Consider the following 13,215-nt stretch of genomic DNA (forward strand, 5'->3'; position numbering starts at 1 on the left):
AGCCTTCGAATCTTGAGGTTGTTTTCTCCAGCACGACCAAACCCGCTGACGATATCGGCAGGGCGAGCATTTTGCCGTTGATGTCGCCCGAAGCTTCAATAGAAGTGATTTTTCGTTATGTCGTGGGGCGGTGGCGAGACTCGTCCGACTGGCGTACTGTGGACCATCGGCGGCGATGGGGCCAAGAAGGGTCGCCTCATAAACTTGGCTTGAACTCTTGCTGTGTGGATAGCCAGTTAACTGCGTACTCACTGCGTCGTCAATTTGAGCCGACCAAGTGCCATCTCTAATCCAACCCACACGAATTCGTCGCTCTCAAATACCCAAAGCTTCCAAATTCCTATTTCTTACTGCGCTCAAGACAGCCATCCGGTCTTCTGTACCTGAATCCATATCAGGTACGGTGCCATGCTCCAGATCCTTACCCACATTAGCGAAACGCGGCGCTGGCTGTTTTCACTGCTACTGTTCTTGTCAACTGCGTCCCACGCGGAGACGTGGGTCATTACAAACCGAGCACATCCAGTATCCGCACCTTCTGGCGCTCGCGTCATCTTCCTGGATGATCAGCAGCGCCTTGAAGAACAACTTTCCAACCAACTACCCGCCGATCCACGCCAGGCAGAAGCGGCCATTCAACGCTACCTTGTCAGCCCTGCAGGGAAGCATCTGCAAAACGAGTTGGCCCAAGCCCAGCAGGGCGTCATAGACGCCTGGAGCCTGCGAGTCGAAAAACTCCCAGCCGTGGTCGTAGATCGTCGCTACGTCGTGTACGGCGAGCCTGACGCAGCTAAAGCCGTCGCGTTGATTGAACGAGCACGGAGCCTGTCACGATGAGACGCTCACGTTTTGCGATCCGGCCTTTGTCGCTGGCTATCACTTTCAGCCTGTCATTCAGTGCATCGGCTGCGATCAACTCGGCAGCGATTATTGCCTCGACCCTGTCACCAACCTGCCTGGAGTACAAAGTGGTCGGCATCTGCTATTGGCTGCTCTGCACGCCATTCGGATGCAAAGTCAAAACCTCGACCAAGGTTCGTCACTACGTACCGGACGCTGTGGTGTCTGCATATGCGAATACCGGGATGAACCCTTGGATAGAGATGTCACCTCTTGGCACCCCGAATCCGATGGCCCAAGCGGGCAACGACGGCACTACCAATCACGTTGCAGAGAACAACATCATCAAATTTAAGGAAGCCGATGTCATCGGCCATCCAGGTGGTGCGGCGTTGAGTCAGTTTGCCAGCGCCTCGGGCTATGTATGCAAAGGCGCAACCTTACCGCTTGTGCCTTACTTTCTGAGCACCCTTGACCCCATTGCTTGGCGATACGGCGTCCCGGAATCCGTATACCCCGAAGCACTCATTCCGGGCATGCGCGAAGTCGGTAGCCTGCTCTCAGCAAGCAGCTGGGGGAACGTCTACCCGCGTAGCGGCTTCCTTAACCAGACTGACGACTACAAAACGGGCGCAGTTATTGCGCAGCGTGCCGGCGACGTGGTTACCCGCCCAGGCCAGGTCCATGTCTACTTGCCGATGCTCGCCCTTCCCTACCCCGGTTACTGGCCCGCAGGGCCGCTACGCGAAGGTGACGCCTCCACTGGTAAGTGGCAAGAGCTCACCCCAGTCCTCAACCCGACTTGCGCAACCTTTCCCACCATCGATCCGAACATCGATGCGCAGGATGGCGGCTACGCCTGGGCACTCTGGCGCCCTTATTCGTGTTGCCAGCGTCGAGGACAGACCTTCCTCGGCAGTACGGACTTCCAATGAAACAGCGATCGGAGCAAAGCATGAAACTCACTACCTTGGCGATAGGGCTCGCCTGCAGCCTCAGCAGTGCAATAGCGCTCTCTGCTGATCCAATCAACCTCTCCTCCTCCGGAAGCGTCATTGGGGACAACGTGCTGTATAGCATTGGCGGCGGCAACGCAGTCACCATGGGGAGCGCAGGCAACATGGATAGTATTTCTGTGGGAGGCGGTTGGAATACCAATCTAATCTGCGGAAACATGAGCCTGAGCACAACCCTTGAAAACCAATTGAATGGTGCCACTTCCGGCTTCAAAAACATCATGAGCTCGGTGGTACAGAGCGCCACCAGCGCCGTGGCTTCGCTGCCGGCACTGATTCTTCAACGTGCGAACCCGGCGCTATACAACCTCATCACCAACGGCATTTTGCAGGCCCGCCTGGACTTCGACCGCTCCAAAGGCACCTGCCGCGCCATTGGCGAAAAGATGGCGGATATCGCCGGTAACCAAATGGGCTGGGGCAAGCTTGCTGAAGGTCAGGCTATGAGTCAGGCGCTAACATCCAACACAGACGCAGTGTCGGCGGTGGAACAAGTCGAAAAGAAAGGTGGAAACGATGGCGTCACTTGGGTTGGTGGTGATAGAGCAGGTGGTTCCGGTCAGAAGCCAATTCGTATCGTAGGCGACGTCACCAAGGCGGGCTACAACCTTCTGAACAAGCGCGCGGCCGGCGACACCGTATCCATCAGTAAAGCGAACTGCAACAACGGCATGGTGTGCAATGTCTGGTCATCGCCCCAGGAAGCCACCACCTTTGCCAATCGTGTCCTGGGTGAACAACAACAGCAGACCTGTGACAGTTGCCCTAAAACGGTGACAGCCGCAGGCGTCGGCCTCACGCCGCTGATCCAGGAAACGTACGACACCAAGCTGAAGGCCCTGCAGGAACTGCTGAGCGGAAGCAAAACGCTGTCGCTAGAAAACCTGGAAGCAGCGAGCAGCAACTCGTTACCCATCACCCGAGGCGTTGTAGCAGCACTCAAGGATGAGCGCGACCAGGACGTACTCGCTCGCCGGCTTGCCTCCGAAGTCGCGTTGTCCGATGTGTTGGAGAAAGCTCTGACCCTACAGCGCACCTTGATGGCAGGCAGTCGGGAACCGAACGTCGCGGCTAATGACCTCGCCGTCCAGGCAGTCGGCCAGCAGAGCTCCTCGCTGCAACAGGAGATCGGCAACCTCAAAATGGAACTGGACATGCGTCAGCAGCTCGCGAAGAACTCGCCTCTGACCATCATTGAACGCAGCAAAGCACGGGCAGAAGACTCTCGTGGCGTGTCCCCGGGAGCCCCAGAAACGAATCGATTGGACCAGTTGCAGTCACCCGCCCAGAACAAACAGTGAGAAAGGCCATGACCGAAATACAGGAGCCTGTCGCCGCTCCCAACCGTTCGCTGGTTCGACGAACCGGGAGGAGCATTCTGCTTGTTCTGGGTGTTTTGCTCGCGACTGCCGCCCTCGTAGTCCTACTCAGCGCTGTCCTGATGAACATGTTCGACAGCGCCGAGCAATGGCAAGCCTGGCGCACCGACCACTATTGGCCGCTCTTTACCTGGCGCCTAATGCTTTATATCGCACTGACCGTTGCCTGGTTCAAATTCAAGGTACGGTTATCGAACTCAGAACGCTCGAAACGGCGCAAAGGCCTGTTGAAGATCGAGATAATGGTGATCTTATTATTTCTGATGGTTGAACTGAGCAAGGTGCTGTATCAGGCAGGGGGTGTTCTGTGACGCTCTACACCAATGACTATTTAGAGTACTACCTGACGTTGGTCGGTTGGATCATCAACAATGGTATCTGGGCGATGATTTCAGATACCGGTCTATTCGCCCTCCCCTTCTGCATCATCGTTATTCGAGAGTGGCTGAAAGTCCGTGGTGAGGGGGCCGATGAGGGCAACAAAGGCGTTCTCTCACTGGCACGTATCGAAACCAATATCTACGTTGGCTACATCGTAGTCGCATTCTTCGCTGTACCAGCCGTCAATGTGAGTTTTGATACCTTGGCATTTGACCAGAGTAGAGCTCAGCAATGTCAATACAACTTACCTAAACCCACAGACACAGGCTGGAACACAACATTCAGCTCACTGGCAGGAAAGAGTGCCCAGATGCCCATGTGGTGGGCATTAATGCATGCATTATCAAAGGGATTAACCAATGGCGCTGTAGCAGCAATTCCCTGCGGGACTGATTTACGGCAAGTACGCATGGAAGTTAGCAACACCAAGATCAACAACCCGCTATTGGCTCAGGAAATTGGCGACTTTACGCACGATTGCTATGGACCCTCCCGTGCCAGATTATTCATGCGCCAACCCGAATTGGGAGCGCAAGGGAATGACCCTCGTTTTGCGCAGGAACTCAGCTGGATTGGTTCGCACTATTTATTGAACACCTCGGGTTATTACGACACGGACTACTCCAAAACTCCAAGGGCATCATGGCCCTATAACGCATCTCGTGATGTGGGTTTACCACAAGTGGGTGGAGGTGGGGGCTATCCAACTTGCAAACAATGGTGGTCAGATAGCGGAGTGGGACTGCGGGACCGTATCAAGGCTCAAGTGTCGCCGGACCTCATGACCAAAATGCTCGGCTGGGCAAAGTGGTTGTCCCCGGACGAAGTCACTGACTCGCTTGTCCGGCAACTGGTCTCGCCGTCGAACCAGGTGAAAGGGGATGTTTATACGGACTACGGGGGACAAATCGACGGAACTGTGTGGAATGGTGCAGCCCGGGCAGCGGGGACTCTCGGGGTTGCATTAGGATCTATGGCCTATTTTCCAGCGATGGACATGGTTCGCCAGGCGCTACCGATGGTCATGGCGTTCTTGAAAATGGCGATGGTGATTTGCATTCCCTTGGTGCTAATCGTCGGGGCTTACCAACTAAAAGTGGCCATGACTATGTCCGTTGTTTTTTTCGCTCTGATATTCGTGGACTTTTGGTTTCAACTGGCTAGATGGGTCGATACCACGATATTGGACGCTTTATATGGAGCCGGTTCTCCGCATTTATCATTTGATCCTGTGATGGGTTTGAACACTGCCACCCAGGACGCAATCTTAAACTTCGTGATGGGCTCGATGTTCATCATCCTGCCAGTGTTTTGGATGGGCGCGCTGGGATGGGCAGGGGTGAGCGCAGGAAAAGCATTGGAAGGCCTTACCAGCGGAACAAAAGATGTTCAAAAGGCAGGTCAGGAAGGGGTGAATACTGTCAAACGTAGCGTTATGTAACGTAAGGGTCTCATATCATTGATATGAGACCCTTAATCATCGTCGTCTACACGTTGACCAGCAACATAGTACCCATAGCCATCGGGGCCATAGCATTGACCATACTCTATCTGGTTTCTGCGAGGCGTAGGTCTGTGATTCAACGCCCAGAGCCCTCCACCCAAAACCAAGGTAAATACTGCAACGCTGATAATCCCGCTGAAAATGTCTGCAGAAAAATATAGGAGTACGGCAGCCACAACCAGACGCTTGACCCAACGCAGGGTACGGTTCTGACTGCACCAAACGAGGCGCGCAGCCTGACCCAGGCCATAGCCTAAGCGACTTGCTACTCCCTGAGAGGTCTGTGCGGTCATGGTGCGTCTCCTTCTTACCCGGTCTAGGGGCGATTTGACATTACTTATAATACCGATTTTTCTATGCTGCAAGATCATGAGACAAACGGCCTTTGCCTTCAGCACCAGATGCCCCCCTTTCACAACAAAAATGGCCCAAAAGGTAAAAGGTTTTGTAGAAGCGAATGGAATGGTTCACAAGGGTAAAAGCCTTACCCGAAAGGGCCGCTTTCAGCGGGAAAAAGGTCCAATCTCATCAACGCATCTCGCGAGTCGAATAAACTTCAACTAACTCGTCTTCTGTAAAATTACTAAGCAAAGAAAAGTATTCAGCTCTGGACTCAACCGTCAACGGTTGGATAGAACCTAAATTAATAAGAGTTGAAACAGCCTCGTCAGGAGTCATTTCGCTAGTAAGTGGGGCTCTCTGCCCAGAGTAATAAACCTTGTCAGACGCAATAGCTACATCCAGCAGTTCACGTACTTCACCATAACGAGCGGAACGCGCAGCGGTTAGAAACACTCCATCAAAAATGACCAAGACGCTATCAACGTGAGGAATAATATATTTAGCTAAGGCGACAACCAGAGGAAGGTTGTTGTCCCACCTTGCTTCCTCATCATCAAGATCATTCCCTACACTAGCAAAAAGAATGATCTCATCACACTTATTGTCACGTATCAAATCACAAAGTGCCCAAACATTATCTGAGGTTGATTTCGTAGCGTAGCGAAGTGAAACCATCATTTTTTCCTCACATAGTCGATCTGCGGCCCCGTGCCCTTAGACCGAAACGACGATAATTCTGCATTCCTTTCTCCGTCACCACCATAGAAAGATGGCTCTTCGCCAAAAGAAATACCCGAGGCAACCAGTGATCCTTTCCCCTTGCTCGCCCCCCCTTTGATAGGAGAAAAGCCTGCCCCATGAATCATTTACGGAGCAGGCGATGTTCTCTATTTTCCGCCGCAATAAAGCGCTACCCGCCCAAAGCCCCTCCCCTAACGGTTTTATACAGCCGGCCTCTAGCCAAGCACTACTGGCATCGCCGCGCCGTCAGAAACTACTGGAGAACATTTGGCAGCGCGCATCGTTATCTCGCTCACAGTTTGTCGAGCTCTATAGGCGTCCACTTGAGCGCTACGCGGAGTTGGTCCAGCAGCTCCCTGCTTCGCAAAACCACCATCATGCACACCCTGGCGGCATGCTGGATCACGGGCTTGAAATCGTCGCCTATGCCTTGAAAATTCGACAGAGCTACCTGCTTCCTATAGGCGCACCGCCGGAGTCTCAATCAGCACAGGCTGAGGCCTGGACTGCCGCCGCGGCTTACGGCGCTCTGATACACGACCTCGGCAAGATCGCCGTCGACGTGCACGTCGAGCTGGCAGGAGGTAAAACCTGGCACCCGTGGCACGGCCCAATCGATCGTCCCTATCGATTCCGTTACGTGAAAGGACGCAACTACCAACTTCACGGAGCCGCTGCCGCACTGATCTACGCGCAGATCCTCTCCTCAGAAATCTTAGATTGGCTCAGTAATTTCCCCGAAGTGTGGTCGCAGTTAATCTTCATTTTGGCTGGTCAGTACGAACATGCCGGCATTTTGGGAGAGATCGTGGTCAAGGCCGATCAGGCGTCCGTCGCACAGGAGCTCGGTGGAAATCCAGCCCGCGCGCTGTCCGCGCCCAAACAGTCTTTGCAGCGTCAATTAGCAGATGGGTTGCGTCACCTGGTCCGAGATACATTCAAACTGAATCAACCCGATGGACCGTCAGATGGATGGCTGACACAGGATGCTCTTTGGCTGGTTAGCAAGCCTATTGCTGATCAATTGCGAGCCTATTTGCTGACCAAAGGCGTTGAAGGTGTACCCAGTACGAATGCGCCTTTCTTCAACATGCTGCAAGATCAGGGGGTAATCCAAACCAATGCCCAAGACAAGGCAATCTGGAAAGCCACGATAGACAATGGTCGTGGCTGGCGAAACACCTTCACCCTGCTGAAGCTCTCACCGGCACTGATCTGGAATGATCCAAGTGATCGGCCCACAGCTTACGCTGGGACTCTTGAGGTAGAAGCTGGCAACCCGGTAGAAGACTCTGCAGCTGAAAATACCGTCGCCACACCGGCCAAAAAGTTGCCTTCGGAAATTCAATCCAGCCCTGTGCCGGCGCCTTTAGCACCGGCACAGCCATCACCGTTCGAACTACCTCAGCATTCCTCGAGCAGTACAGATGAATTTGACGAGCTACTGGCGCTCCTTGGTAACATCAATGAGCCATCAGAAGACACCAAAAACAAAGCGGTCTCAGCGGCACATACCGCGCCTCCGAAACTGGATGAAATCCAGCCTTCCCAAACCTCCAATCAAGGAGGTGCGCCTTTAGCAATAATCGAAGAAGTCACTCCGATGCCTAGCAATAACACCGAGATCGGTCAGGGATTTGTTGAATGGCTTAAGAAAGGCATCGCATCCCGGACCATCATTATCAACGATACCAAAGCGCTGGTTCATACCGTAGCAGGGACCGCTATGCTGGTAACGCCTGGAATTTTCAAACGCTACGTCCTTGAATTCCCCCATATCGAACAGCAAGCCAAAGTACAGCAAGTCAGCGCCTGGCAGCTGGTTCAACGTAGTTTCGAGAAACAGAAACTTCATCGAAAAACGCATAAGAGTTTGAATATTTGGACCTGTGACGTTGTTGGACCTCGAAAATCCAAGCAGCTCAAGGGGTACTTACTACTAGACCCGCGAACAATCTTCTCTGAGGTCCCTTTCGACAATATCAGCCTGTCCTTGAAGTCAGAAGCAACGGAGCCGCCACAATGACGACGCCCTCGAATCTGACGGAGGAATACATCTTTGCCCATGATCTGCGGCCTGCCAGTGCAAAGATCTATCGCGCCTCGACCAAAGCACTACTCAAGCATTTCCGAACGGCCTCAGTTGAGGAGATCGATCATCGTGCGGTTCTGACATGGCGAAAAAAAGTCCTTGAGAACGGATTATCCAAACGCAGCTGGAACACCTATTCAAATCACCTTCGAACTGTTTGGGGCTACGCCATAGAACACGGCCTGATGACCCATACCACGATCAACCCATTCAAGAAAACCAGCGTTATCCCACCAAAGCGAGCCAGCAAGACAATCAATGGAGACGCCATCCAACGAGCACGCAACTGGCTCATATCCCTTGTAGGCCAAGAACGTTGTACGCATGAACGTAGCCAGATCACACCTGCCTGGTTCTGGCTCAGCGTCTTCGAGATGTTTTATTACACAGGCATACGTCTGAATGCCCTGCTGTGCCTGCGTTACAAAGATATCGACTGGGACAGCCAGATGATCTTGGTCCGCGGTGAAACAGAGAAGACCCATCGGGAGTTTTTCCTCCCCATTATGGAAGGACTCGCTCCACACTTATCCAGGATCTTGGGGGAGGCCGAGAAAATCGGTTTTTCACCAGACGATCAGCTGTTCAACGTCAACAGATTCTCTCGTCACTTCCATGGCAAGGAAATGAACATCGACCAGGTGGAGTCAATGTACGGCAAGCTCACCGATAAGATCGGCGTGCGCATGACCCCTCACCGCTTCAGGCACACATTAGCAACAGACTTGATGAAGCAGCCTGAGCGAAACATTCATCTCACGAAAAGCCTGCTGAATCATTCGAATCTAGCGACAACGATGAATTACATAGAGGCGGACTACGACCATATGCGTGCTGTTCTACATGAGCGGAGTCGGGCTCAGGGCGCTCTGAGCCGAGTGACACGGGTTGATCCAAGTGGCAAACCCTCTGCCCCCTTACCCGCCAAAATAGGTGTGCATTCACAGGAAACCGCTCAACCAGAGCCCAAGAAGCTGCCAGCTCCACAACAATCTAGCAGCACAGAGGTCAGTATTGATCGGCGGACCAAGTCGACTGGCCGAAGCGCGCTACAGAAGGCTCTCGAGCTCGCATCTGCGCAACTGCATCGCGAGTCAATGACATGCTCTATGGACCCACCAGTAGATCAAGTAGAGCAGAGTCTACTATTGACGCTAATGGCGAGCGGGCTTGGTGTCGGCACATTCAGGAAACGCACCTCAACTGAGCATTCAATGCGAAGCTCATCATTTTCCAGAGCATCGCCCTAGTACGCTCATAATCAAAGCGCACTGGCTATAGGGAATTCTGGTTGGCCAGAGGCTTTCGCATGCCCGGAATAAAGAACCAGGTCGAAATCCGGATTTTTTCCAGACGAACGGTACGACTTTGCTCAAGGCACAAAAAAAGGCGTCATAAAGACGCCTTTTTCATTAAATATGGTCGGGGTAGGGGGATTCGAACTCCCGACATCCTGCTCCCAAAGCAGGCGCGCTACCGGACTGCGCTATACCCCGGAATGCGCATCGCAAAGCCTATGCACATTGACATCATGACGAACCGAAACTACTGTTCGCCTCAGACGGCTGCATGTCTACGGCGATATCTAAGTGCTGTAACACTTTCCAAAACCGTAAAACCGCCTCTATCAGAGCTAGAACCTCTGATTCTAAGATTTGATTCCAGCGTCAACTGGTCTCAAAAATGGTGGGTCGTGTGGGATTCGAACCTACGACCAATTGGTTAAAAGCCAACTGCTCTACCAACTGAGCTAACGACCCAAATATGGTCGGGGTAGGGGGATTCGAACTCCCGACATCCTGCTCCCAAAGCAGGCGCGCTACCGGACTGCGCTATACCCCGGTTTGAAATTGGCTCCGTGACCAGGACTCGAACCTGGGACCCAATGATTAACAGTCATTTGCTCTACCGACTGAGCTATCACGGAACTACATATTTCAAAGTTACTGCTGTGTTGCTTCCTCTTCGACCCTGTCCGTATCGCTACGTTAGCGTCTCTGAGGCGCGCTATTCTACAATCTTAAAAACCCCTGTCAACCCTTTAAATTGCTTTTAAGACAATGATTTGCGCTTCTTTCTGATTTCTTCTTGGGGAGAAGAAACCCGTGGGCTGACGTTGCTGCGGGGCGCACTTTACAAGCCTTTGCCTTACAGTTCAACGCCCTATCGAAAAAAAAGGCCCCGCAATGCGGGGCCTTCTCTGGTTGCGCCAAGCGCAGGCCTTAATGGAAGACGATTTCGTCGTCTTTCACCGTCGCCGTGACGCGGGTGCCAGGCATAAAGCTGCCCGACAGGATCAGCTGCGCCAGTGGGTTCTCGATCCAGCGCTGGATCGCACGTTTGAGTGGCCGTGCGCCATACACTGGGTCGTAACCGACCGCGATCAGCTTGTCCAACGCTTCGCTGCTCAACTCCAGGTCCAACTCGCGCTCAGCCAGACGGCTACGCAGGCGGCCCAACTGAATTTCGGTAATGCCCGCGATCTGATCCCGCGCCAGAGGCTCGAAGATCACCACTTCGTCGACCCGGTTGATGAATTCCGGACGGAAGTGCGTGGTCAACGCATCCATCACCGCCGCACGCTGGGCTTCACGATCACCCACCAATTCCTGGATCTGAGCCGAGCCCAGGTTGGAGGTCATCACGATCACCGTATTGCGGAAGTCCACCGTGCGCCCGTGGCTGTCCGTCAAGCGACCATCTTCCAGCACCTGCAGCAAGATGTTGAACACATCCGGGTGCGCCTTCTCGACCTCATCCAGCAGGATCACCGAGTAAGGCTTGCGCCGTACGGCTTCGGTCAGATAACCGCCCTCTTCGTAACCCACATAGCCTGGTGGCGCACCGATCAGACGAGCCACCGAGTGTTTCTCCATGAATTCGGACATATCGATCCGCACCATGGCCTCTTCAGTATCAAAGAGGAACTCGGCCAGGGCCTTGCACAACTCGGTCTTACCCACACCGGTTGGGCCGAGGAACATGAACGAGCCGCTTGGACGGTTCGGGTCGGACAAACCTGCCCGGGAACGCCGAACCGCGTTGGACACCGCCACCACTGCCTCTTCCTGGCCGATGACGCGCTGATGCAACAGGCTTTCCATCTTCAGCAACTTGTCGCGCTCGCCTTCGAGCATCTTCGACACGGGAATACCGGTCCACTTGGAGACCACTTCGGCAATTTCTTCCTCGGTCACCTTGCTGCGCAGCAACTGGTTCTCAGGCTTGCCGTGCTGGTCGACCATCTGCAGGCTGCGCTCCAGGTCCGGGATCACCCCGTACTGCAACTCGGCCATGCGGTTCAGGTCGCCTTTACGGCGCGCCGCTTCGAGTTCCTGACGGGACTGCTCGATCTTTTGCTGGATCTGCGCCGAACCCTGTACTTCGGCTTTTTCCGAGGTCCAGATTTCTTCGAGGTCCGAATACTCGCGTTCCAGGCGAACAATTTCTTCCTGGAGTTTTTCCAGACGCTTCTTGGCCGCTTCGTCTTCTTCTTTCTTCAGCGCCTGGGATTCGACTTTCAGTTGAATCAGGCGCCGATCCAGGCGATCAAGCACTTCCGGCTTGGAATCGATCTCCATACGGATGCGGCTTGCCGCTTCGTCGATCAGGTCGATAGCCTTGTCCGGCAACTGGCGATCAGTGATATAGCGATGGCTCAACTTGGCCGCCGCGATGATCGCACCGTCGGTAATAGCCACCTTATGGTGGACCTCATAGCGCTCTTTCAGGCCCCGCAGGATCGCGATGGTGTCTTCTTCGCTGGGTTCTTCCACCAGAACTTTCTGGAAGCGACGCTCAAGGGCTGCGTCCTTTTCGATGTACTGACGGTATTCGTTAAGCGTAGTTGCACCGACGCAGTGCAACTCACCCCGCGCCAAGGCGGGCTTGAGCATGTTGCCGGCGTCCATGGAGCCTTCGCCCTTACCGGCGCCGACCATGGTGTGCAATTCGTCGATAAACAGAATGATCTGCCCTTCCTGCTTCGACAATTCGTTAAGCAAGGATTTGAGGCGCTCTTCGAACTCACCCCGGAACTTGGCACCGGCAATCAGCGAGCCCATATCCAGAGACAGCAGGCGCTTGCCTTTGAGGCCGTCTGGCACTTCACCATTAATGATGCGCTGGGCCAGGCCCTCGGCAATCGCGGTTTTACCCACGCCAGGTTCACCGATCAACACGGGGTTGTTCTTGGTGCGACGTTGCAACACCTGGATGGTGCGACGAATTTCGTCGTCACGGCCGATCACCGGGTCCAGCTTGCCTTCTTCGGCACGCTTGGTCAGGTCGACGGTGTATTTGTCCAGGGCCTGGCGCGACTCCTCGTGGTTGGGGTCGTTCACCGCTTCGCCGCCACGCAGGTTGTTGATGGCGTTTTCCAGGGCCTTTTTGCTCACGCCCTGGCCCAGCAACAACTTGCCGAGCTTGCTGTTGTCGTCCATGGCGGCGAGCAACACCAATTCACTGGAGATGAACTGGTCACCTTTCTGCTGGGCCAGGCGGTCGGCCTGGTTGAGCAGGCGCGCCAGATCCTGGGACATATTCACGTCCCCGGTGGGATTCTGGATTTTCGGCAGTTGGTCGAGCTCTTTGCTCAACTCCTTGCGCAGGCTGTTGACGTCAAAGCCCACCTGCATCAGCAAGGGTTTGATAGAGCCACCCTGCTGTTCCAGGAGTGCCTGCATCAAGTGTGCAGGTTCGATGGCCGGGTGGTCGAGGCCCACTGCCAAAGATTGAGAGTCGGACAAGGCCAACTGTAATTTGCTGGTTAAACGATCAATACGCATTAGTCACCTTCCTTTTGAGCAGGCCGGAGCTATGAACAAACACATCCTGAATGAAGAAACCTGCCAGATACCCTTATAGATGGGGTGGATTCTGGGCGTTTCAAGCGGCGGACGGTTGATACAGATCAGGACA

At 54.0% G+C, this 13,215-nt stretch carries 10 protein-coding genes and 4 tRNA genes; 7 read left to right on the top strand and 7 right to left on the bottom strand.

Going from position 1 to position 13,215, the window contains the following annotated elements; all coding sequences use genetic code 11:
• Positions 1 to 408 precede the first annotated feature (408 nt).
• Genes MHH62_RS12495 through MHH62_RS12515 form a run of 5 tightly spaced genes read left to right on the top strand, consistent with a single transcriptional unit; the run spans position 409 to position 5,057 of the window.
• Positions 409 to 837, top strand: a complete 429-nt coding sequence (locus tag MHH62_RS12495; protein WP_008432865.1) for a TIGR03757 family integrating conjugative element protein — start codon at positions 409 to 411, stop codon at positions 835 to 837.
• A complete protein-coding gene (locus tag MHH62_RS12500) occupies positions 834 to 1,775 on the top strand; it encodes a TIGR03756 family integrating conjugative element protein (protein ID WP_008432863.1) in 942 nt (313 codons plus the stop codon). The genes MHH62_RS12495 and MHH62_RS12500 overlap by 4 nt, the downstream gene beginning before the upstream one ends.
• Before the next feature lie 20 nt (positions 1,776 to 1,795).
• Positions 1,796 to 3,157, top strand: coding sequence for an integrating conjugative element protein (locus tag MHH62_RS12505; protein WP_339233006.1), 1,362 nt, complete (start codon positions 1,796 to 1,798; stop codon positions 3,155 to 3,157).
• An 8-nt stretch (positions 3,158 to 3,165) separates the two neighbouring features.
• Positions 3,166 to 3,546 carry a hypothetical protein gene (locus tag MHH62_RS12510; protein WP_008432858.1) on the top strand — a complete coding sequence of 127 codons (381 nt, stop codon included), beginning with the start codon at positions 3,166 to 3,168 and terminating at the stop codon, positions 3,544 to 3,546.
• On the top strand, positions 3,543 to 5,057 hold the full coding sequence (locus tag MHH62_RS12515) for a conjugal transfer protein TraG N-terminal domain-containing protein (RefSeq protein ID WP_008432856.1): 1,515 nt from the start codon (positions 3,543 to 3,545) through the stop codon (positions 5,055 to 5,057). The genes MHH62_RS12510 and MHH62_RS12515 overlap by 4 nt, the downstream gene beginning before the upstream one ends.
• Before the next feature lie 32 nt (positions 5,058 to 5,089).
• Here the strand turns inward: MHH62_RS12515 and MHH62_RS12520 are convergent, their stop codons facing one another.
• Both MHH62_RS12520 and MHH62_RS12525 read right to left on the bottom strand, forming a co-directional pair.
• Positions 5,090 to 5,413: a hypothetical protein gene (locus MHH62_RS12520; protein ID WP_008432855.1), complete on the bottom strand. Its 324-nt coding sequence runs from the start codon at positions 5,411 to 5,413 to the stop codon at positions 5,090 to 5,092.
• Between the two features lie 235 nt (positions 5,414 to 5,648).
• Positions 5,649 to 6,137: a hypothetical protein gene (locus MHH62_RS12525; protein WP_019821334.1), complete on the bottom strand. Its 489-nt coding sequence runs from the start codon at positions 6,135 to 6,137 to the stop codon at positions 5,649 to 5,651.
• 205 nt (positions 6,138 to 6,342) lie between these two features.
• Between MHH62_RS12525 and mobH the strand changes: the two genes are divergently transcribed.
• Both mobH and MHH62_RS12535 read left to right on the top strand, forming a co-directional pair.
• Positions 6,343 to 8,229: a MobH family relaxase gene (mobH, locus tag MHH62_RS12530; protein WP_008432854.1), complete on the top strand. Its 1,887-nt coding sequence runs from the start codon at positions 6,343 to 6,345 to the stop codon at positions 8,227 to 8,229.
• Complete coding sequence (locus MHH62_RS12535) at positions 8,226 to 9,545, top strand: site-specific integrase (protein WP_008432853.1); 1,320 nt, start codon at positions 8,226 to 8,228, stop codon at positions 9,543 to 9,545. The genes mobH and MHH62_RS12535 overlap by 4 nt, the downstream gene beginning before the upstream one ends.
• A gap of 169 nt (positions 9,546 to 9,714) precedes the next feature.
• Here MHH62_RS12535 and MHH62_RS12540 read toward each other — a convergent pair.
• The 5 genes from MHH62_RS12540 to clpB all read right to left on the bottom strand — a co-directional run bounded on the left by MHH62_RS12540 (position 9,715) and on the right by clpB (position 13,082).
• A tRNA-Pro gene (locus tag MHH62_RS12540) sits at positions 9,715 to 9,791 on the bottom strand.
• Between the two features lie 188 nt (positions 9,792 to 9,979).
• Positions 9,980 to 10,055: transfer RNA gene (locus MHH62_RS12545), tRNA-Lys, on the bottom strand.
• Positions 10,056 to 10,060: 5 nt separating this feature from the next.
• Positions 10,061 to 10,137, bottom strand: a tRNA-Pro gene (locus tag MHH62_RS12550).
• A gap of 9 nt (positions 10,138 to 10,146) precedes the next feature.
• Positions 10,147 to 10,222: transfer RNA gene (locus MHH62_RS12555), tRNA-Asn, on the bottom strand.
• A 295-nt stretch (positions 10,223 to 10,517) separates the two neighbouring features.
• Entirely contained in the window at positions 10,518 to 13,082 is a 2,565-nt protein-coding gene (gene clpB, locus MHH62_RS12560) for an ATP-dependent chaperone ClpB (RefSeq protein WP_014716867.1), read from the bottom strand.
• Between the last annotated feature and the right edge of the window lie 133 nt (positions 13,083 to 13,215).

Origin of the sequence: Pseudomonas sp. FSL L8-0168 (assembly GCF_037976155.1) — a bacterium.
Taxonomy (GTDB): domain Bacteria; phylum Pseudomonadota; class Gammaproteobacteria; order Pseudomonadales; family Pseudomonadaceae; genus Aquipseudomonas; species Aquipseudomonas paracarnis.